The following is a 23012-nucleotide window of genomic DNA, read 5'->3' on the forward strand; positions in this document are numbered from 1 at the left end:
GTTTTACTAGAAACGTGCCCGAAACCAGGGGCGCTTACTCTTAAAAAGGAAAAGACAGGTTTAGCCTGTCGGCCTGAGACTGCCCAGATCAGGAGCCTTTCTTCTCCACCTGCGGATATTGGATGCCTAGCTGCTCCAGGTAAGTCTTATACTTCTTGGGGTTGTAGTAAAACTTCTTCAGCTGCGGCCGATAGGTTTCCTGGATGATTTTGTTCAGGTGAGTGGCTGGTACGGTATTAGCCTCCACAAAGGGCGTGTATTTCACCTCCTTGGTCTGGACGTTGCGGTGATAGTCCCAGGCATCGGAGATGATCCTGGGGTTGGTGAGCATGTCCAGCAGGGTAGTGGCTACGACTTTGCTGCCGGCCACCACGCCCTTATGCGCAATGGGGGTAGCCATGGCGATGGCATCGGCCCAATTGTGGCCCGGGGTGCCGGGGATGTTGGATGGGTAGCGCAGCACCACGGTGGGAACGTTCCAGGCAATATCAGCGATGTCATCGCTGCCGCCGCCCCAGGAGGTTTTATCCGGTCCGTACAGGGAATCAACTTTGGTGGCTAAGCCATCTATGGGTTGGCCGCGAAGGTTTGTTTTGGGGGCTTTCACAAGTTTCTGCACCGCCCGGGCCAGCTGTTGGTCGGCCGCATCCCAGGTGGGGAGCCCTATGGTTTGGATATTGGTGTAGACTGCCTCGGCAATGGGTTTGTTGAAATGGCCGGGCCAGGCGGTGCCCAGCAGCCGGTGAGTGACTTTAGTGCCGGTCATGGTGGCCACGGAGTTGGCGTACAGTAAGGCCTCGTCATACATGCCTTTGATGTCTTCGTAGGTTCTTTCCCGCAGGTAATACCAGACGCTGGCTTTGGAGGGTACCACGTTGGGTTGGTCGCCGCCATCGGTGATCACGTAGTGGGAGCGTTGGGTGGGTTTGAGGTGTTCCCGCTTGAAGTTCCAGGCAATGTCCATCAGTTCCACGGCATCCAGGGCGCTCTTGCCCCGCCAAGGTGACCCGGCCGCGTGTGCCGAGCTGCCCTCAAAGGTAAACTCCACCGATACTAATCCGTTGTTCCCCGCATCACCCCAGGAAACGCCTAGGTTGCTGCCCACGTGGGTGAAAATGCAGGCGTCTACGTTCTTGAAATAGCCGTCGCGGATATACCAGGCTTTGGAACCCACCAGCTCCTCGGCCACGCCCGGCCACAGCACCAGGGTACCGGCCATCTTCTCGCGCTCCATGATTTTTTTCACTTCTATGGCCGACAAAATCACCAGGGGCAAGCCCGAGTTATGGCCCTCGCCGTGGCCCGGCGCGCCTTCCACAATGGGTTCTTTGTAGGCCACCCCGGGTTTCTGCGAAGCTTTCGGGATACCGTCAATGTCACTGCCCAGCGCGATCACGGGTTTGCCGTTACCCCAACGGGCCATCCAGGCGGTAGGGATTCCCCCAACGCCGTATTCAATGGTGAACCCGTTCTTTTTGAGGATGCCCGTTAGATAGGCTGAGGACTCTGTTTCCTGGTATCCCAGTTCCGAGAAGCTGAACACCATGTCCACCATTTCCTGGGCGTTTTTTGCTTTCTTGTCCAGGGCCTGGACTACTTCCTTTTTCCATTTCTCCACTTCTGGTGCAGAAGCTGCCGCATTCTGCTGCGCCTTTAGCTGAGAAGTGACAACCAAAAAAAATAAGAACAGGGTGGTTTTCAACTGGTGCATAGGTCAGGTTTGGTTTCCTTAAATGTACTGAAATTAAGGAGTTGGGAGAAGCCTTGCCAAAACGTTTCTCACTCAGCGTTGATCTTGGAAAGCATTGGAGCTTTTGACTCATTTGATGGAAAGTGTTTGTACAAGAATGAGCCTTTGATAAAGAAGAATGCTGAGGAACTGCATAGCCTTCCCAGTGTCTGAATACTCCAAAATCAAACTTGACCAAACCGTCTGAAATATTGGCATTACCTAGAACCAACTGATCACTTACAGGAACTTCTTTCTGCCTGCTGGTGAAAACAAGCAAAAAGAAGTAAAAACAGTATGGCAGAAGATTGCGCAGTATTTCCAGTAATTAGTAGTTTCACGTTTACAGGCTGTTTTTCAGAAAAGAGGGGAAAAACTGTCATCTTTAAGTAGTCCCGGGTGCTCGGGTATAAACCAAGTTTGCCACAGCAAAGAATACACGATAGGCATCAGCCTATGGCTTAGGCCATGTTACACCTGATCAGTAGCTAAGACGAGGACCATTTAGCCCAAGTATCATGCATAGCAACTACTTAGAAAGCGTAAGAAAGCAGTTTGAGTATTACAAAATGCTGGGTGACAAAACCTTTCCGCAGGTACCTGACGAGAAGCTGTTCTGGCAGTTCAATGAGGACAGTAACAGCATCGGCACTATTGTCAAGCACCTTTGGGGAAACATGCTGTCCCGCTGGACCGATTTCCTGACCTCAGACGGAGAAAAGGAATGGCGCAACCGTGACGCTGAATTTGAGAATGACCTTCATACCAGGGCCGAAGTTTTAGCCAAATGGGAGGAAGGCTGGGCCTGCCTGTTCAACACGCTTAATTCTTTAACCGCCGATGACCTTGACACCATCATCTACATCAGAAATCAGGGACATACGGTGATGGAGGCAATTAACCGGCAGCTCGCGCATTACCCGTACCATGTGGGGCAGATTGTGTTCCTGGGGAAAATGCTCTCTGAGAACGGCTGGGCTTCTTTGTCCATCCCTAAAGGAAATTCGCAGATGTATAACCAGGAAAAGTTTTCAAAGCCCAGGCAGAAAGAGCACTTCACAGACGAATTCTTAAAAGGCAGCCAAGAACAGGCCCGCTGAATGAATACAGGTTGTAAGGTGCTTTAGGGTTGAGGACTTTAGATAAGACAACAACCCAAAGCTTTACCAACGATATTGAATTAGTTACAATACAAAATAGAACCATGGAACAAACTAAGATCACGGTTGAAGCAACCGTTTTAGCAAGCACAGACAAAGTTTGGGACTTCTATACCCAGCCTGAACACATCACCAACTGGAACTTCGCCAGCGATGACTGGCAATGCCCGGCCGCGGAAAACGATCTTCAGGTGGGCGGCAAGTACTTAGCCAGAATGGAGGCTAAAGATGGTAGCTTCGGGTTTGACTTTGAGGGCGTGTACGACGAAGTCATTCCCCAAAAACGACTTACCTTCACCATGCCCAATGGTAGACAGTCTACGACTGAGTTCGAAGATCTGGGCGGGACCACCAAGGTAACCACCACCTTTGACGCCGAGGGCGAGCATGATACAGAGATGCAAAGAGCCGGCTGGCAAGCCATCTTGAACAACTTCAAGAAGTATGTAGAGGCTAACTAATTTACCGCATTAAAAAGTGAACCTGGGCTCTGCGACTTTGCCGATGAAGTAAATAGCACTTCTATCAAAGGCCGTTTTGCGGAAAACGGGCTCGAAACGGAATTTCTTTTCAAAAGCCAAACAGGCCCCAAAGCGTAAAACCTTCGGGGCCTGTTTGGCTTTTGGCATTATTTCTCTGGAGTTCCAAGCGCGGCGCAAGGCTGAAAAATTTGGGCAAAGGCCTGCATTTAACAGGTCAAGCACCAGAATCCCCGAAAACTAAAGGAACGGGCGAGATTGCTGGAGAGATGTGCTTCTGGTAAAACTCGATAAAGCAGAATAAGCCTTTCTTGAGTAAGAAGTGCTTTTATAGTTGAACGTTCTAATAGAAACAAAAGACTGGGATGACCTGGCCTTGTGTTTATTAGTTTAGGGTTTTTTTTGAAAAACGCTTGTAAAATATGCCTTCCCAAGTAGGCATATTTTACAAGCGCATAAAATGAAAAAAGCTCTGGCGTATGCCAGAGCTTTTTTCAAGTGTTTTGCTAAGGGCCTTTGCTTAATGGGTTACCATCAAACGTTGGGTTACTATCTCGTTTTCGGAAACCAGCCGGACCATATAGACACCATCGGCGAACGTAGTTGCGTCTACCTCATAGGTGAAGTGCTGGCTTTGGGTGGCTTTTCCTCTGGCCACAACTTTTACCAAAGTACCTTTCAAGTCATAGACCGCTACCTCAAACCGGCCTGCTTTTACAGAGGTAAACTCAATAGTGGCATTGCCCTTGGCAGGGTTAGGATAAACTCGTAGGGCAACTGGTACCTCTTGTTGTAAGGAGGTGGTCTGGGTAGCAGCTACATTGGAAGTAGTACAGGCTCCTAATTTATCTCCATGACTTAAATGGATTTGTACTTCATCTAAGCCAACTACCGTGGCTGTGCCTTTGTGACATACTACCACCTTGTCCTGCTTTTTACCACCGCGGGCGTCAATAACTTTGATAGTAACAGAGGCATTAGACGTACACGCATCGCTGTTGGATGATAGTACGGTAAAGGTGTAGGTGCCCGCAGCCGTTGGGGTGAAAGTGGCACTGGCCGAGGTGGTATTGGTCAATCCGGGAGCGGCATTCCAGGCAAAGCTGACGGCCCCAGCGGCTTGCGCCGTCAAGGTCGCACTTTTTGCGCCATATCCTAAGTAAAGCGTGTTGGCAATGCCACCGGTGTACACGGTAGAGGAAGGAGTAACCGTGATGGTTGGCGCTTGCATGGGAGACCGTACCTTGCCATCGCAGTTGCGGTCAATGCCATCGCAAAGGTCTGTAGCGCCCGGGTTTATGGAAGCATCCTGATCATTGCAGTCTCCTGCTTTAGACACGTACCCGGCTGGAGCTTCACACGCCAGGGTTGTAACGGCTGCATCGCCAAAGCCATCTTTATCAGAATCAGCGTAGAAAATGGTTTTTACGCCTTCGTCTGTTTGGCCGTCGCAGTCATTGTCCAGCCCATCGCACACTTCAGTGGCTCCCGGGTAAACTGCGGCATTGTCGTCGTTGCAGTCTGTTTCAGAAGTAACGCCATCTCCGTCTGCATCAGGGTAGTTCACCTGAATGGTGATGGGGAGGGAAGTGGCAGAGAGGCCTCCGTTATCTGTGGCCTTTGCAGTCAAGACGTACGTGCCTGGCATTACATCCGTCCAGTTGACAGTGTAAGGAGCAGAGTTCGCCTCACCTAGTTTGGTGGCACCGCTAAAATATTCCACCAATGCCACCGTGCCGTTTGCATCCGTAGCAGAAGCAGTTAAACTGATGCTGGCCGGTGCGGTAAAGGTGGTAGTAGAAGGAGAGGTGATGGCTACCGTGGGCGGAGTATTTTCTGGAACTGAATTTTCCTCGCCGTATACCTCCAGTTCATAGATGGAATACCCGTAAGGTAACGCACGTTCCGTGCCATAGATCCGGATGTATTGGCCGGTTGCCACTAAACCAGTATGATCGTTTAACAGGGTTGAATTGCCTACCACCTCTTTGATGGTGTTCCAGGTAGTGCCATCGTCTGAAACCTGTACCTGGTAGTTTTTAGCGTAAGCAGGTTCCCACGTAATTTTCACCTGATTTACTTTGTAGGATTTACCCAGGTTTACGGCAAGCCATTGCGGATCACTGAAGGCGCTGGACCAGCGGGTGGTCATGTTTCCATCCACGGCATTGCCACCGGCAGTTCCTGGGGCTTCAATGCTGGAAGTGATAACCGGTTTATTCAGGGCCAGGTTTGTGCCGGTAGAAGAAGCTGAATTTACCACCACTTGGACAGCAGTAGAGCTTGTGCTTAGACCTGTGTTATCAATCGCTTTAACCGAGATGGAATACGTGCCTGCTGCCACGTTATTCCAGGTGAAAGAATAAGGTGCCGTGTTATCTGAGCCAAGCAAATCAGTTCCCTTGTAGAATTCTACCTGGGCTATGGAGCCATCTGTATCAGCCGCATCGGCGTTGATGGAAATGGTAGCCGGAGCTGAGTAGGTAGCAGAGGAAGTTGGAGAAGTAATGCTAACGGTTGGGGCACTTGTGCCAGGAGCACTGCCACAGGTAGCACCTACGGTATAATTGTGAGGAGTAGCCGCGGAATTCCTTTCGGGACCGTTGGGGCCTACCTGGTAAGTAAAGTAAATGCTCAGGGGCGTTCCTGCCGCAATGGGTTTAGAGAAGGTGAAATCACCAGCAGAATTTTTGGCCATAGTATATCCTGGATAGCCATTGGCTGCGCCTTCCTTGATATAGATGATGGCTAAGTTCCCGCCGGCGGTGGCACCGAGTGGATGGAAGGTGAAATTCACGTTTTCACCTGATGTAGTGACTTTGTAGCTGTAATCACCGTTGGCAGCCGTGCCGCAGTAAGCCTCAGGAGCGGCGCCATACACTTCTAGTTCGAAAATGGAATATCCGTAAGGCGTTGCCCGTTGGGTACCATAGATCCGGACGTATCTTCCGTTAGCGGTTAAACCAGTGTGATCGTTTACCAGTTCGGAGTTGCCCGTAACGGTTTTAACGTTAGTCCAGGTGGTACCATCCAATGAGGTCTGCACTTCATACGCTTTGGCATAGGCGGGCTCCCAGGTGATTTTCACTTCGTTGATGTTATAGGCAGCCCCTAAATCAACAGATAGCCATTGAGGGTCACTGAAAGCGCTGGCCCACCGGGTAGTGAGGCTTCCATCCACGGCATTGGTGCCCGGGGTGGAAGGGTTCTCAAGGGAAGAAACCGTGACCGGCTTATTCAGGGCAAGGTTAGGGCCACGGCTGGCAGCCTCTTGCACTGTCACCTTTACCTCAGCAGAAGTGGAAACCAAGCCCCCATTGTCGGTAGCCTTGGCAGAAAGGGTGTAGGCACCGGCAGCTACATTGTTCCAGGTGAAGGAGAAAGGAGCGGTAAGGTCTTCCCCAATTTTAGTGGTGCCGTTAAAGTATTCCACTTTGGAAATGCTGCCATCAGGATCAGAGGCATCAGAGGCGATGGTGATGGTGGCCGGTGCCGTAAATACCGCCGAGGCCGTTGGGGAGGTAATGTTGACCACCGGAGCGGTGTTGGCCGGGGCCTGGGTGCTGAAATATATATTGTCCAGGAAAAAATCAGCATTGGTGGCTGGGGCATCACCCGCAAACACGAAGGCCTGGGTTAGATTGGTTAAATCTACGCTGGCGAAGTTCACCATTGGGATTACCACCTCATGCCATTCGCCATCGCGTACTAACCCGAATTTCTGGACATTGGCAGGGAACTCAATCCAGCTTTCGCCACCGCTGGTGATGATGCCCAATTTGAACGCACCGGTAAAAGAAGTTCTGAAATGGAACCTCAAAGAACCAGCCTTAAAGTGGTTGATGTTTTTAACATCATTGGCAATGCCAAAGCCGAACCAGTTTCCTGGGGTGGCCCGCAACGCCAGTACATCATTGCCTTCAAAAGGAGCCGCGCCGGAGATAGGGGTGAGGCCATTCCAGATATACAAGTTGGCGTCCTGGCCAAATACCAATTTCTGGGTAATAGAAGCCTTCTCAGAGTAAATGCCAAACTCATTGGCTACAACGGAATTGTCTTTCACCAGCACAGATACGGCTTCTGATGTGGTGGTTAACTTGCCGTTGTCTGTTGCTTTGGCGGTGATGCTGTAGGTTCCGGCAGCCACCCCTGACCAGGTATAGCTAAAAGGACTGGTGAAATCTGTACCCAGCAAGATAGTGCCGTTATAGAATTCCACTTTATAGACAGAACCATCATCAGTGGCATTAGCATTGATGGTTACCGTGGCTGGAGTGGTAAAACTGGAGCTGGCTATTGGGCTGGTAATGGAAACAGCCGGCGGCGTATGGTTGGGGGCGGTTACATACAGGGTGATGGGTTTAGACGTAGTCACGGTGCCTTCGTTATCACTGGCCTTGGCCGTAATGGTGTGCACCCCTGCCGGAGCATTATTCCAGGTGAAGCTATACGGACTGGTCTCATCTGTGCCCAACAAGACGTTGTTGCTGAAAAAATCTACCTTGGTGACAGTCCCGTTGGCATCGCTGGCGTTGGCACTTAACGTAATGGGTGAAGAGGTGAAAAATACGGTCTCGCTTGCCGGGGAGGTGAGGGATACCTCCGGGGCCGGATTGGCGGCAACCCCACCACTATAATGGATATTATCAATGTAAAAGTCAGTAGTGGCGCCAGGAGCATCGCCGGCAAACATAAAGGATTGAGTAATGGACCCCAAATCAATATGCATGCCCATGTTAGGGTTGTTGAAAGCACTTAATGGGATACTTACTTCATGCCACTGGCCGTCTCGTACCAAACCATAGGGGGAAGCTCCGGGGGCAAAGTTTATCCAACTCTCCCCATGGCCGCTTTTGACGCCTACTTTGAATTGGCCATTGTAAGAGGTTTTCATGTTGAACTTCAGGAAACCGTCGGCGAAATTGAGAAGGTTGATGGGTTTATTCTCTACCCCAAACCCGAACCAGTTATCAGCGGCGGCCCGCAAAGCCAATACCTCGTTGCCTTCAAAGGCAGCGGCTCCCGTAATGTTGGCCAGGTTGTTCCAGATATACAGGTTAGCATCCTGGCCGTAGGTAAGTTTATTGTTGATTTGGGGGTTTTCTGTATAGATTCCGAAATTACCGGCAAAAGCATTGTCCTTGCCCAGGTATAGCTCATCACCCGCATTTTGGTACAGCTTTACATAGTCTACGTACATTTTACCCGGCAGCGGGGCGGTAACACCTTCTGGGGTAGGAATGCCGGTGTACAAGCCGCCAACTGCCAGGTTTAGGATAATGTACTGCGACTGATGGAATTCCTCCAAATCTGACCCGGCTGCTCCGGCTATGTTGATGTTGAAGAACTGTACCCCATCTATAAACACCTTAATGGCCTCCGCATCCCAAGTCATTTTATAGACGTGGTAATCATCGGTTAAATCTGTGGGGCTGTTATAGTCCTGGTTGTAATCAGCTTGGTTATTGCCGCTTTCCCAGTGCACGGCGGCTCCAGCGCGTTTGTTGACGACTCCATCCCGGATAGCACCAGCGGAACCCATTTCCATGATGTCTATCTCGCCGCTGGCAGGCCATACCCCCGCGGTACCCAACATCCAAAACGCCGGCCATAACCCATTCTTAAGATCGGGTACTTTGATTCTGGCTTCTAGGGTGCCGTATTTGAAATGTACCCGCCCATAGGTTTTTAAACGGGCCGAGGTAAAAGGTTTGCCCTGGAAATTCTCCCGACGGGCCTCAATCAAAAGATTTCCGTTCTCCAACCTGGCATTTTCCGGCCGACTGGTATAATACTCCAGCTCCTGGTTTCCCCAACCACAAATTCCACGTTCACAGCCGTCGCCAAAATCAAAGGTCCAATTATCCGGGTTGATGTTGGTGCCATCAAAGTTCTCTTCCCAAACCAGGCTTTGGCCCCTTAAAAGGGAGGTAGTGCACAGAAGTAGTCCTAACAGGAGGATTGACTTACCTTGCTTAAACAGGGTAGTCCTTGCATAGTATAGAATCTTCATAAGTGTTTATGGATTAAATGTTTAAAAAAATAGAAGTATAAAGCTTGCCTTAAGGCAGCCGATTTAGGTTTATCAGGATTTCACCTTTTGGTGGTGCAGGTACTACAGGTCTGCCTTGTCTTTATAATATGTTGGGCGGAAAATTCTTTGGATTGAATTAATTAATTGAGATATAGGTATTTGAGGAAATGTTACTTAAATGTAGGGGCAGAGGTGGGGTGCCTCCTAATAATCAACTACATCAATAATTCATCAATTGGTGGTTTTCGGGTACATCAGTACTACTACAAGAGTGGTAAAACCGCGTTATTAGTAGAAAATGAGGGATTTATTAATTGTTGATGGTCTTTAATATGTTTTTTATATAGAAAGGTCTTTCAGGATAGAAAGAAATGATGAATTCGTAAATCTAATCTGCCTAACTCGACTACATCATAGTGCATAAGCATCATCATCTTTAAGGCACATTCATTCACTGAATTTTTGGGATAAATAAGAAAGTCATGCAGAATTATGGGCCTGCATGGCTTTCTTATTAACAGCGCTTTATAGCTGGTAAAATAATATATGTACCCCTTCCTCTTGGTTTGCTGTAATTATCCAAATCTCTATGGTAATAATAGTTTATGGGCTTGGTAGAAGTGTAGGCTGTTTTGTAGAGTGTTTTTGCAAAAGTAATTTTGGATAGAACAGAAGGAGGGAAGTGCTTTACAAAACTCCTCTTAAATCCCCTTCAGCATTTTATAAAAAGCATCGGCGTAGGTATCACTGATAGGAATTATTTGGTCTGAAATGCTGATCCTGTTTTTCTCAATGTGGTCAATCTTGTCAATAGCTACCATAAAAGACCGGTGCACGCGGGCGAAATTCTGAGGAGGCAGCAGTTCCTCCAGTTTTGCAAAGCTGGTTAAGGTCATGATCTTTTCCTGAGCGGTATGCACCCGAAGGTAGTCCTTCATGCCTTCTATGAAGAGAATATCCTTCGTGGCAACTTTCTGGATGCGGTGGCCCACTTTCAGGAAAAGGTACTCCTGCTCGTTTTTAGGCTCGGCAGTTACTTCTTTCTTCGCAGGTACTTGATTGGCGCTATGTTCCTGGTACAGCCGCAGCACCCCTTTGTAGAAGCGTTCAAAAGAGAAAGGCTTCACCAGATAGTCCTTCACCTCCAACTCAAAAGCTTTGAGCGCATACTGGTCGTAGGCCGTGGTCAGGATGATCATAGGTTTGGGGTTCAGCAGGGGAATGAAACTGAGCCCGTCCAGGTCCGGCATGTTGATGTCCAGGAAGAGCAGGTCGGGTTTGTCTTTTTTCAGGTTTTCCGCCGCTTCTAAAGGACTCATGAACGTTCCTTTCAACTCCAGGAAAGGAACTTTGGCTACGTATTCCTCCAGAATCTCCTGAGCCAAAGGCTCGTCATCAATGATGTAGCAGCTGAGTTTCTCTTTCATGGATGCGCGCGTGCGTACCGTTAATTTTCAGGTTTACCCCAAACGTTTCTCCGGTGTTTTGAATTTCCAGGAGGTGCTGATCCGGGTATTGTAATTGCAGTCTCTTCTGGACATTGGTCAATCCTATGCCACCGGGTTCCTCTACCTCTATCTTTTTCCGGTTAGTACCAATTGGATTCTCAATCTGAAAGGTAATAGAATCGGCTTTTATATCCACCTTGACCTTTATGGCACCGGGCTCCAGCCGGGCGGGGCTGTGTTTGTACGCGTTTTCCAGGATGTGGATGAACAGCAGGGGAGCAATCTCACAGGTTTCCGGCAAGCCGTGTAGGGTCAGGTCTACCACCGGTGAGTTTTTGTACCGGAGCTGCTGCAATCCAATATAATCCTGCAGGTAGTTTATCTCCCGGGTAAGCGGTACCGTGGGCGCGTTGGATTCATAAATCATGTAACGCATCAGGGAGGCCAGGCGCAAAACGGCTTCAGGGGCAGTGGGGGCTTGTTTGTAGACCAGCGTGTGGATGTTGTTGAGGGTATTGAACAGAAAATGGGGGTTTATCTGCGATTTCAAATAGTGTAGTTCTGTCTCTGCCGCCTGTTTCTCCAGCTGCTCTTTTCTGATGGTATTCAGTACCAGCGTCTCGGTGACCCGGGCCAGCCAACCGAGAAAGAGAAAAATGGGAACCATGGTCAACAGTGTTACAGGGTAATATCCCAGGAACAGGTCCCATGTACCAGAAGTTTTAGGGTGTAAAATCACGAATGGGAAAGGGCCGGTGAAGAAAATTGCTGCCAGCTTTAAAAAATATTCCCTCTTCTTTTTCCGGCCTGAGTACTTGGTCAGGAGATAGAAATGGCTGTAAAAGACATACAAAGCCGTCAGCATAAACCCTGTTGTTAGGGGTAGCCAGAAAGATTGGTCATCCGTCCGCAATTGCAGGCCCACCAACAAGGTGAACAGCGTCCAGACGAAGAGGTGAATCAGCCGGAAGATTTTTTTGACTCTCTGCATAGAACAAAGATACCTTTTCCCCGCCGCCCCTGCACCTCTACTCGACCAGGTCCTTTTCTCCATCTACGAAAGGCAAATCCCAACCTGCCAGTGTACTCACGGATGAAAAGCCGCCCTTCGTCGATTGCTTTGATGTGATTGCATATCAGTTTTTGCTCTTTGTTAGGAAGAAAGTTCTTTTACCTAAGAGTAGAGCGGAAAAGAGAAAAGAGCTGGAAAGAAAAGCCATACTCTCTCTTTCCTCATTTTGATGGAAGGTAATACAAAGTACACCTCACCTTTTGTCATCCTGAAAGGATCTTGTGGGCGAACTACAATGACACCTAAGTAGCGCTACTACCATCCGCAACCAAGATCCTTCCAAGATGGCATAGAAGGTGAAATTATCATGGCCGATTTTCTAAAATTAAGAGCATCTGTTTTAGGGCTGTTTTCTCAAAATCAAGTCTATAACGAAATAGACCCACTTCTGGAAATATTCAACTGCACAAGCATGAAAAATATGGAAAACCACACCGAGAGCCTGCTGATAAGGAACGTCTCTAAAACCTATGCCAACGGCGTTCAGGCATTGACGAACATTTCACTGACTATTCCGCCCGGCATGTACGGCTTGTTGGGACCCAATGGGGCGGGCAAATCTACGCTCATGCGCACCCTGGCTACGCTACAGGAGCCGGACCAGGGGCAGATTCACTTGGGAATTTTGGATGTGGTGAACCAGAAGGAGGAGGTACGCCAGAGCCTCGGCTATTTGCCCCAGGATTTCGGGGTGTATCCCAAAGCCACCGCCGAGGAACTGCTGGATTACTTTGCCGTGCTCAAAGGCTTCACCAACCGGGCATCGCGCAAAGAGGTGACCGAAGGTCTGCTGAAACAAACCAACCTCTGGGACAAGCGCAAACAGAAACTAGGCGGTTACTCGGGCGGCATGCGGCAGCGTTTCGGGGTGGCAGTGGCGCTGCTGGGCAATCCCAAACTCTTGATTGTGGACGAACCCACGGCCGGACTTGACCCTGCCGAGCGCATCCGTTTTTTGAACCTGCTGAGTGAGTTGGGCGAGAACAGTGTGGTCATTCTCTCCACGCACATCGTGGAAGACGTGTCTGAACTGTGCACCAACCTGGCCATCTTAGACAAAGGGAGAATTCTGCTGGAGGCGCAGACGCAGGAGGCAGTGGCTACCCTAAGAGGAAAGGTATGGCGCACGCTCATTGAGAAAAACAAGCTGTCGGCTGTAACGCAGGAGTACCAGGTCATTTCTGCCAAATCCTTGGCTGGGCGCACCCAGGTGCACGTGTATAGCCCGGTAGACCCCGGCACCGGTTTTGAACCCGTAGTGCCAGACCTGGAAGATGTGTACTTCAGCGCCATGACTGGGGTGCAGGGGCAACACGCAGCGCTGAAAGAATTGGAGGAGGTACAGCCATGAAGTTCCGGAAAATATTTCACTTGGAGTTTACGTACCAACTCAGGCAGGTGTCTATGTGGGGGTATTTTGCGGTCGTATTTGTGCTGGCTTACCTGTTCCTGACCGCCAACTACGCTTCTGATGCACGGGAAGGGTATGTGTTGCTGAATGCGCCCATTGTTATTGCGGCCGTCACCGTGTTATGCTGTGTTTTCTGGCTGTTGATGAGTGGGGCAGTAGCGGGCGATGCGGCGGCAAGGGATGTGCAGACGCGCATGTTCTCCCTCACCTACACCTCGCCCGCCAGCAAAAGAGACTACCTGGGCGGGCGGTTTTTGGCAGCCTTTCTGCTCAACGTGCTTGTCTTGCTGGGCATTCCGGCGGGTATCTTCCTGACCCTGTATTGCACGGGGATAGAGTCGGAGATACTAGGCCCGTTCCGGTTATCGGCTTACCTCAGTGCCTATTTCTTCTTGGTGTTGCCCAACGCGTTTATCGCCACGGCTATCCAGTTCTCTATGGCGGCCCTTACCCGCAAAGCCATGGCCAGCTACCTGGGTGGTGTTCTCCTTTTTGTGGCGGCCTACGGGGTGGGGCAGGGTTTGGGCGTGATAAAGGGACCCGTAGATTGGGGAACGCTGGTGGACCCGATGGGATTTACGCCGGTGCTAAGCCATTTAAGTCTTGAATGGAGCCCTCTGGAGACCAATACGCGCCTTCTGAAACTGGAGGGGGCATTCCTGGCAAACCGTATCCTTTGGCTGGGCCTGGCGATGGGCATGCTGGCGCTCACCTATTTCCGTTTTCAGTTCATTTTACCAGAAGCAGGCCAGAAACGGAAGCAAAAACTTAACCCAACTATTACAGAAGCTGCCTTGTCGTGGCTGACCTGGGAAAGAGCCGAATCGTTGCCGCAGGGGCGGGGAAGCTTCGGTTTCAAAACCCACCTGCACCAGTTAAAGCTTCTCACTTCAAACTCCTTCTGGGCACTGGCAAAAGGCAAATCCGGACTGCTGTTGTTGGGGCTAATTGCGCTGGTGATAGGTCTGGCGATGCCCGGAAATCTAAAGAACAAGGGCGTTCCTATGCTGCCCAGAACCGACCAAGTGTTAACGATTCTGGCGGCCCCCATCACCGAGCCCGGAAAGTTTTGGATAGTCATTTTCCTGCTCATTATTTTCTACGCCGGCGAGCTGGTCTGGCGCGAACGGGAAAGCGGCCTTCACCAGCTTTCTAACGCGGCCCCGGTGCCCGAATGGGTGCTTTTTCTGAGCAAGTTTTTATCGCTGAGTTTCCTGCTGGTAGTCTGCCTCGTTTTTATGCTGTTTTCCGGAATTCTGGCTCAAATCGGCATCGGCGGAGCCGAGGTGGAGGTAGGCCTTTACCTGAAAGTTCTTTTCGGGTTTCAATTGGTAGAATGCCTGCTCTTTGCCCTGCTGGCGCTGGTGGTGCACGTGGTAGTCAACCAGAAGTACCTGGGGCATTTGGTGATGCTGCTTGTTTTTGGCATCCTGATGTATGCCCCGAGCCTAGGGCTGGAGCACAAGCTACTGGTATTCGGGTCTAGTCCTAAATGGTCATATACCAGCATGGGCGGATTTGGCCCGTCGGTGGCGCCGTGGCGTTGGTTTAAAGCCTATTGGATGGCGTGGGCGCTGCTGCTGGCGGTGGTGGCAAGGCTCCTTTGGGTCCGCGGTCAGGAACAAAGTGTGAAGGCGCGGTTGCAGTTGGCCCGTCGCCGCTTTACCCGCACTACGGCGTTAACCACAGCCGTAGCGGTGGGAGGGATTCTCCTGTTGGGAGGCTTTGTCTTCTATAACACTAACGTGCTGCATGACTACCTCAACTCCTCCACCTTAGCTGCGCAACGGGCGGCCTACGAGCATCGCTATAAACAATACCAGAACGTGCCCCAGCCTTTGCTTACCGGCGTAAATCTGCAGGTAGAAATGTACCCTTCCCAGCGGATGGTGGAGATAGCGGGCACTTACCTTTTGGTGAATAAGAGCCAAGAGCCTATTGATTCGGTGCATCTGGCGCCCGGGGCGGGCGTGGAAACGACATCGGTTCACTTTGACCGGCCAGCCAGGGAGGTGCTCCTGGATGAAAAGCTTGGCTTCCGCATGTACGCCCTGGCTAAGCCTCTTCGTCCTGGAGATTCGCTGCGCCTCCGCTTTCAGGTATCCTATATATCCCAAGGCTTTACCAACAACGGAGCCGATGCGCAGGTGCGGGAAAATGGCACCCACTTCCGGAATATGGAGTGGCTTCCGGTCATCGGGTACCAGCCCTACCGGGAGCTGGATGAGGCCGCTACCCGAAAAGCGCATGGCTTGGCACCTCGGCCCGCTACCGCCTCGCTCTACGATGTGGCTGCTCGTCGGTATGCCACGTTTCCTGAGCGCATCAGCTTTGAAGCCATTGTGGGTACCGAGGCAAACCAACAGGTGGTGGCGCCGGGCACTTTGCACCGGACCTGGACCAAAGATGGTCGCCGCTACTTCCATTACGCCACAGAAGCACCCATCCGGAATGAATATGCCTTTTACTCAGCAGACTACGCAATGCAGGTGGGGAAATGGCGGAACCCATTAGCTAGCATGGGGCAGGAGGTCTCTATCCAGATTTTCTATCCCTCGGGGCTTACAAAGAACGCTGAGCGGATGGTCAGGAGTGCAGCCGCATCACTGGACTATTACACGAAGCAGTTTGGACCTTACCCGCACCGTCAGCTCCGCTTTGTGGCCCATCCCGGGTACAGCTTCGGGAACCACGCTGCGCCCATCAACATTACGGCGGAAGAGGGCTTTTTCCTCCTGAACCCGGAGGCGGATGAGCGGGGTTTTGACCTGGTGGCGGCCGTGGTGGCGCACGAGGTAGCGCACCAGTGGTGGGGGAACCAGCTCAAACAAGCCTATGTAGAGGGTGCCGGCCTGATTTCCGAAAGCCTTGCCTGGTACTCGGCCATGGGCGTGCTGGAATCAGCCTACGGACCAGCGCACCAGAAAAAGCTGTTAAACTTTATGATGGAGGAGTACGAGAACCCGCAGACCAAAGCTGCCTTGCCGCTGCTGCACGCCGACGACTGGTACCAGAGTTACCGTAAAGGCCCCATGTCGCTGTATGCGCTGAGCCAGTACATCGGCAAAGACCGGGTAAACGGCGCCCTCCGAAGTTTGCTCCAGAAGCATACCCCGGCCAAAATCCCGTTCGCCACTTCCCTGGACCTCTACCAGGAACTGCAAGCGGCTACCCCAGACTCGCTCCAGTACCTGCTCCACGACCTTTTCAAGGCCAACACGTTCTGGGACCTTAAGGCAAAACAAGCTACCGTGAAGCAGACTAAAGAGGGCACCTGGCAGGTTACCTTCAACATGCAAGCTCTAAAGACAGTGGTAAGTGAAGCCGGGTTGGAAAAGGAAGTTCCGCTAGAGGATTGGATGGAAGTAGGGATTTACGCTCCTGCCAAAGCGGGAGAGGAACTAGGCAAACCGCTTTACCTACAGAAACATTTCATTCATTCAAAACAGCAGACTATCACGGTGATTGTACCATATAAGCCCTCGCAAGTAGGTATAGACCCTAACCACCTGCTAATTGATTGGAACCTGCATGATAATGTAGCAGAGGTGAAAATGTAGCATTGTTACCCTGTAATGACGTGTCTCCATGCAACAATAATGGCTCCTCTTGTACACACCTTTTTTTTGGACATAAAAAGCGGTGGCCTTTGTAAGGTACTATTCAAGAGGGGTTGTAAGGTTATAGCTGCGTAGGACCACGTCTTTACAGGGTAACGCCGCTACAAAATGAACCACCTCTCATGAAATAAGAAGGCCTTGCAAATCGTAAATCTGCAAGGCCTTCTCTTTGCTGAAGTTAATTGTACCGTAGGCTGGCACTTCTTGAATCAATTCATTACTAAGGCTGCATTGGGGAATATGGAACCATAAAAATTTTGTATTGCCTAATGAATAAAACAATGGTTCTAAACCAGGTACAAGGAAGATTTATAACCTAGGGTCTACCTCTTCGCTCTCCATAGCCAACACACCAAAAACGCATTCATGTATCCTGCGCAATGGTTCTCGGTTTACAAAGCGTTGCAAGGCTTCCACACTCAGGGAGAACTCTTGAATGGCCAGTTCCCGCTTGGCTTTCACGCTACGTTGCTTCAGGCGCTCCAAGTTCCCGTACAAGTCATACTCTGGACCGTAGATGATGCGCAGGTATTCACTGCCGCGGCACTTCATGGCGGGTTGAATCAGACGGCCTTTGTGGGTGGAGATGAAGTCAAGGGGCTTCACCACCATGCCCTCGCCGCCAGCGCTGGTCAATTCCGTCCACCAGGTAATGGCGGCATTAACGCTTTGCCCATCTTCCAGATCCACAAACCGGTAGGCTGTTAACAGCAGGTAGCGCTCGTCTTGATTGCAGATTTCACCCAACTGTTCCATGTGCCAGGGGTGCTGCTGATCAACATGCACTTTCCCCTCTGTGGCCAGTAAATGGAACGGCGCAAACTGCATCCCTTCTATCCCTTCAGTGTCTCGGCTGTAATTGTGGTAAGAGGCAACGTACTTGCCAATCTTTTCAGCGCGGGCTTCTACTGTTTGCAAAAGGCTTTCTACCGGTAATCCTCTTTCTAGGGCCTGTTGTAAGACGGTGGATGCTCTAGACAATCCATTTGCCGCGGAGGAACCGACGGCAGCATATTGGTTCACGATCAAGTCACGTGCTTTGGAGGACCAAGGCAACAGTTCACCGTCCAGGCAGACCCAGTCGGTATTGAATTTGTCCCAGAATCCTGAGGCGGTAAGGGCTCTGTTCAACACCTCCAGAAAGGCTTCCTCAGAAGTTGAGTCTGTGAAGAAGCGGCGGCCGGTGCGAGTGTAGATGGTGCCCAGGGCAGGCGTGTGCATCCCGAAGCGGGTAACCGCTACTTCCGGGTTTTTGCAAACCACCGCAATGGCCCGGGAGCCCATGTGCTTCTCCTCGCAGATCAAGTGCCGCACTCCGTTCTTTTGGAAATAGTTGAACACTTCTTGGGGGTGCTCCAGGTAATTAGGCAGTGCGCTGGTTTCAGGCGGTGACATGGTGGGTGGAAGATACAACAGCCACTTTGGATCCAGGGCAAATCTACTCATCACCTCCAAGGCCGCCACGGCATTCTCCTCCCGCACCACCACCCGGTTACCCAGGTTAGTCTCCACAATGTACTTGTCCTTCAGCAATCCGATGTCCAGAAGATTGTCATATTCCTGCTGGGCTGCCTGTAGGGCAGGCGTCTCCGGTAGAAGTGGACGCACGGGGTCACTGTATACCTCACGGCTTTGTACCTGCACGGTTTCTTTTTCAGGGTAGCGTAGTGCCGTGAGTTTGCCCCCGAACACACAACCAGTGTCCACGTTGAGCGTGTTGTTCAACCAGTCCAGACCTGGTACTGGCGTGTGGCCGTACACCACCATGGCTTTTCCCTTGTAGTTCTTAGCCCAGTTGTAGCGCACAGGCAGCCCAAACTCATCAATCTCACCCGTAGTCTCGCCGTAGAGGCAGAAAGCCCGCACCGCTGAGGAAGCCCGTCCGTGCATCTCCTCGGGCAAGCCTCCGTGGGCCACCACCAATCTGCCATCATCCAGGATATAATGCGCAATCAGGCTATCCAGGAAAGCCCAAACTTCCGCCTTGAATTCTGCCGAAGTAGAAGCCAGTTGGGCTACAGTTTTTTCTAAACCGTGGGCGATGACCACATCACGGCCTTGCAGGTATTTCAGTAGTTTGTCGTCATGGTTTCCCCTGATGCAAAGCGCCGTGCCGTTAGCCACCATGTCCATCACCAGGCGCAGTACTTCCGGAGACTTCGGACCACGGTCAGTGAGGTCGCCTAAGAAAATAGCCTTACGGTTAGCGGGGGCTTTTACCGAGTAACGGCCACTGTCGGTTAAGTCCAGGGTGTAGCCTAAATGAGTCAGCAACTCCACCAGTTCATCAAAGCAGCCGTGTACGTCCCCTATGATGTCAAACGGACCGGTTTCCTCCTTCCGGTTGTTCCAAAGCGGCTGACGGACGATCTGCACCTCTTCGCCGTCTTCCACGGTGTACACATAGCCGAAGCCCTCACGCTTGATGGTCCTGAGCGAACGCCTGAAGTTGTCCACCATTTTCTCCAGCGCGTGCCGGCCAAAGGTACGGTCGGTACGACGGTCATGGCGCTCAAACAAGGTCTTCATAGGAGCTTCTAGCACAATGGCTGCTGCCAGGGCATAGTTGTCTTTGGCCAGTTGCACCAGCTTGGCTCTATCTTCCTTCCGGATGTTCAGGGCATCTATGACGGTGAGTTTCCCGCGTCTAAGGCGTTTAGCCGCCAGGTAATGCAGGAGGTCAAACGCGTCTTTGGTGGCATCTAGGTTATTCTCATCGTCAGAAACCAGGGCGCGGCAATAATCCGAGGAAATCACCTCGGTGCCCAGAAAGTGGGTGCGGGCGAAGGTGCTCTTGCCAGAACTGCTGGGGCCTACTAACAGCACCAGGGCCAGCTCCGGTAATTTTATCTCTTTGCTCATGCGTTTTTCTTTTTGAAAGTAGCCAATTGGGAAGGGGCTCCTACGGCAGGTTCCTCGGGACCAACTGACTCTATTTGTACTTCATAGCCATACTTTTCACTTACCTGGGCGCACCACTGGCTAAACTGGGAGCGGGTCCATTCAAAACGGTGGTCCTGGTGACGAAACGCCTCGGGGGCCATACGGTCAAACACCACGTTGTAATCGGCATTTGGCGTGGAGAGTACCACCGTAGAAGGAGAAGCGTAGCCGAAGATGACCTGCTCCATGGTGGGAAGGCGTTCCTCATCTAAGTGTTCAATCACCTCTACCAGGGCCAGGGCATCATACCCCAGCAGACGCTCATCTAAGTAAGTGACGGAGCCTTGAAAGAGGGAAAGCCGCTCTTTGAAGGCAGGGGAGGCCTCGTCTAAATGGAAGTTCTCCTTTGCTTTCTGCAACTCCCCGAAAGACACGTCCATGCCGGTTATCTTGGTGAACTGACCGTCCTTCAGGAGCAGGCGCAGTAGTTTGCCTTCACCGCAACCCACGTCCAGGACCCGTTGGGCGCCACTTCCTTTCAGTCGGTCAAAGGCTCGGTTCAGGCGTTGCTGGTGCAGATTCTCCTGAACAGGGGAGATCTCGGCTTCTGGAGCCAATGCCTCTTCACCGGCCAGGCGCAGGATGGCCTCTGAGGTGAGGGAGCGGATGTTGCGTAGAAAGCGCCGGGAGATCCAGTCCCGCTCTGGGTGGTTTTCCAGCCAGCCTTTTCCTTTCTGGAGCAGCTGGTCAATGTCCTGCTGGGAGACGAAGCTGTGGCGGCTGTTGTCCAGCACCGGAATGAGTACATACACCTGAGTAAGCACTTCCTGCAATGGGCAGGTCTTGTGTAAGGTAAGATTCACGTATTTGCTCAGTCCCCAACTGGGAAAAGCCTCATCCAGGGGAATGGTTTCCGTCTCCAGTTCATAGCCCAGCGGCAGGAACAAACGCTCCAGCACGTCCAGCGGGGCGTCTACCCTAAGGGAGTTCAACCGAACCGTGAAAGGCATGGGTGTTTCCACCAGGTCTGGGCGGGTGTTGCATTTCCCGTTAAGCGCCGACCCGAAAGCTTTGGAAATGGCGCTCCCCAGAAAGGAGTTGGTGGTGTAGGGGCGGTCATTCACGTACTGGTCCTGGTAGGCCATGTTCCCTTTTTTCACCCGCACCAAATCAACGGGGTTGATGTCCAGCATCAGGCACGCGGTACAACGCTCGGGGGTGGCTTCGGGGTAGAACACGTGGGCAGCGCCGGCGGCAAGTTCCACGCTCTGCAGCTTGTCTGGGTGTTTATGTAACAAATACCCCAAGTCTGTGGCAGGGTGGTGGGTAGTGGTGATTTCTAAAAGCATGTTGAATTAAATCTGGAATAATCGCCGGAGGCCATTGAATTACTGTAAAGGGATGGATTGCTCCTGCCTAAGCTAGGCAAAGATTTTGAATCCATCGGTTTCTTTTGGTTTTGACGCGTTTTTGAAAAAATAGCCAGAAAACGGGCGATAGGCGGCAAAAGGCTTTTTGGCGTGCTACTTTTTACACTATCGCCTTTCTGTACAGCAAGGCTTGCAGGGTTCGCACCTGCATTTCCCGAACCTGAATAGAAGGAATTTTTATTAATCCACTTCTAGATACTGCTCATCCCCGCACATCCTTACAATCTTCGGCGTGAAAGTGCCAACCACGTCTACCAGTTCCTTCTGGGCGGCCATCACCTGGTTGATGTCTTTGTAGGCCATGGGCGCTTCATCCAGGCCAGAACCGATAAGTTCTACTCCAGCTTCTTGCAGGTGCTGTTTCACTTGGGCAGGGGAAAGGCTGTTCTTGGCTTGGGTGCGGGACATTTTGCGGCCGGCTCCGTGCGAGGCAGAGTTAACTGAGGCCGCCACACCGCGTCCGCGCACGATAAAGCCGGGGGCGGTCATGGAGCCTGGTATAATGCCTGACACGCCCAGTCCGGCTGGAGTGGCGCCTTTGCGGTGTACAATAAATTCTTGTCCGGTGGCATCCAATTCTTTCCAGGCGAAGTTGTGGTGATTTTCTACCATTGCCAGTGGCTCCAGCGCCAAAGCCGTTGCCAGGCGCGCATGGATCTGGTGGTGGCAGGCAGAGGCGTAGTCGCCGGCCAGGTTCATGGCTAGCCAGTATTCCTGCCCCGCCTCGGTGTTCAGGTCCAGCCATGCCAGATGGCGCGCCTCCTGCGGGAGCGGACAGGCCTGCATGGCCAGTTTGGTGTAATGTCCCGCTATGGTGGCCCCCATGCCGCGGGAACCCGAGTGCGAAAGAACGGCCAGGTACTCGCCCACGGGCAAACCGAACTCATTCTGCGCATCGGTCAGCGCCACCGTCCCGAACTCCACAAAATGGTTTCCGCCGCCAGAGGAACCCAATTGCGCAAACGCCCGGTCTTTCAGGCTCCGCAGCACGAGAATCTCCGAGAACTCTGCCCTGTCAATGACAGCGTGCTCCCTCGGTTTCTGGAAGGTGGCCCTCCCGAAGCGGGTATTGTCCACCAGTATCTTCTTCAGGCTGTCGCGCTCCCGGGTGATAAAATCAGCAGGGGCAGGGTATAGGGTGAGACACATTCGGCATCCGATGTCCACGCCCACCCCATAGGGGATTACTGCATTGCGCGTGGCCAGTACCCCGCCAATGGGCAGGCCGTAGCCTTGGTGGGCATCGGGCATGAGTGCTCCCGCCACCGCTACCGGCAGCCGCATGGCCGTTTCCATCTGGCGCCTGGCTCCCTCCTGGATACCCGCCCTGTCATATACCGCATAAGGTAGCGGCGCCTCGAGCAAGGGAGTAACCGTGGGTGCCTTGGGCGCTGTTAAGGCTTCCGCCAGCCGGGCGAGTGTGGCATGGTTCAGGAACTCGGCAGGTTGGGCCAGTACTTGTGCCAATATTTGGCGCTGCGTTTCCAGCGGTGTGGCAGCAAAGTGCTCTGACAAGAGTTTCAGGGCCAGGCCCATGGTTTTGTCCTGCGGATAGCCTAGTTCCAGAAGGTCTTTGCCGGTGAGAGGGGTAGTAGCGTTTGTCATAGTTATAGGTGGTTGGGTGATGAACTAGGACAAAGCAATGGGGTTAGTGCGCAGTGTTTTTGCGTAGTAAAAAATAAGTAAAATAAAAGTCCTCGTATTCGGCCTCTTTTTTAAAAAAGAAGTCGAAAACGAGGACTAAGC

Annotated in this window: 11 protein-coding genes; 4 read left to right on the top strand and 7 right to left on the bottom strand. The window is 51.8% G+C overall.

Features of this window, described 5'->3' with window-relative positions:
- Window positions 1-88: 88 nt before the first annotated feature.
- Complete coding sequence (locus J3P35_RS09285) at window positions 89-1711, bottom strand: amidohydrolase (RefSeq protein ID WP_210464240.1); 1623 nt, start codon at window positions 1709-1711, stop codon at window positions 89-91.
- A 536-nt stretch (window positions 1712-2247) separates the two neighbouring features.
- Between J3P35_RS09285 and J3P35_RS09290 the strand changes: the two genes are divergently transcribed.
- Window positions 2248-2829, top strand: coding sequence for a DUF1572 domain-containing protein (locus J3P35_RS09290; RefSeq protein ID WP_210464242.1), 582 nt, complete (start codon window positions 2248-2250; stop codon window positions 2827-2829).
- Window positions 2830-2933: 104 nt separating this feature from the next.
- Window positions 2934-3350: an SRPBCC family protein gene (locus tag J3P35_RS09295; RefSeq protein ID WP_210464243.1), complete on the top strand. Its 417-nt coding sequence runs from the start codon at window positions 2934-2936 to the stop codon at window positions 3348-3350.
- Between the two features lie 538 nt (window positions 3351-3888).
- Here J3P35_RS09295 and J3P35_RS09300 read toward each other — a convergent pair.
- From J3P35_RS09300 to J3P35_RS09310, 3 genes are all read right to left on the bottom strand, one after another.
- Window positions 3889-9381, bottom strand: coding sequence for an Ig-like domain-containing protein (locus J3P35_RS09300; protein WP_210464245.1), 5493 nt, complete (start codon window positions 9379-9381; stop codon window positions 3889-3891).
- Window positions 9382-10103: 722 nt separating this feature from the next.
- Window positions 10104-10829, bottom strand: a complete 726-nt coding sequence (locus J3P35_RS09305) for a LytR/AlgR family response regulator transcription factor (protein ID WP_210464246.1) — start codon at window positions 10827-10829, stop codon at window positions 10104-10106.
- Window positions 10798-11517 (bottom strand): sensor histidine kinase, encoded by a 720-nt coding sequence (locus J3P35_RS09310; RefSeq protein ID WP_246850132.1) that lies wholly within the window; start codon window positions 11515-11517, stop codon window positions 10798-10800. The genes J3P35_RS09305 and J3P35_RS09310 overlap by 32 nt, the downstream gene beginning before the upstream one ends.
- Before the next feature lie 826 nt (window positions 11518-12343).
- Here J3P35_RS09310 and J3P35_RS09315 point away from each other — a divergent pair.
- Both J3P35_RS09315 and J3P35_RS09320 read left to right on the top strand, forming a co-directional pair.
- Window positions 12344-13273, top strand: a complete 930-nt coding sequence (locus J3P35_RS09315; protein ID WP_210465545.1) for an ABC transporter ATP-binding protein — start codon at window positions 12344-12346, stop codon at window positions 13271-13273.
- Complete coding sequence (locus J3P35_RS09320; protein ID WP_210464250.1) at window positions 13270-16893, top strand: ABC transporter permease/M1 family aminopeptidase; 3624 nt, start codon at window positions 13270-13272, stop codon at window positions 16891-16893. Before J3P35_RS09315 ends, J3P35_RS09320 begins: the two co-directional genes overlap by 4 nt.
- A gap of 369 nt (window positions 16894-17262) precedes the next feature.
- Here J3P35_RS09320 and J3P35_RS09325 read toward each other — a convergent pair whose 3' ends face one another.
- The 3 genes from J3P35_RS09325 to J3P35_RS09335 all read right to left on the bottom strand — a co-directional run bounded on the left by J3P35_RS09325 (window position 17263) and on the right by J3P35_RS09335 (window position 22871).
- Window positions 17263-19815 carry a polynucleotide kinase-phosphatase gene (locus J3P35_RS09325; RefSeq protein ID WP_210464251.1) on the bottom strand — a complete coding sequence of 851 codons (2553 nt, stop codon included), beginning with the start codon at window positions 19813-19815 and terminating at the stop codon, window positions 17263-17265.
- On the bottom strand, window positions 19812-21185 hold the full coding sequence (locus J3P35_RS09330; protein WP_210464253.1) for a 3' terminal RNA ribose 2'-O-methyltransferase Hen1: 1374 nt from the start codon (window positions 21183-21185) through the stop codon (window positions 19812-19814). The genes J3P35_RS09325 and J3P35_RS09330 overlap by 4 nt, the downstream gene beginning before the upstream one ends.
- A 261-nt stretch (window positions 21186-21446) precedes the next feature.
- Window positions 21447-22871, bottom strand: coding sequence for an RtcB family protein (locus tag J3P35_RS09335; protein ID WP_210464255.1), 1425 nt, complete (start codon window positions 22869-22871; stop codon window positions 21447-21449).
- Window positions 22872-23012 lie beyond the last annotated feature (141 nt).

This window comes from Rufibacter roseolus (genome assembly GCF_017916365.1).
In the GTDB taxonomy this organism is placed as follows: Bacteria; Bacteroidota; Bacteroidia; order Cytophagales; family Hymenobacteraceae; genus Nibribacter; species Nibribacter roseolus.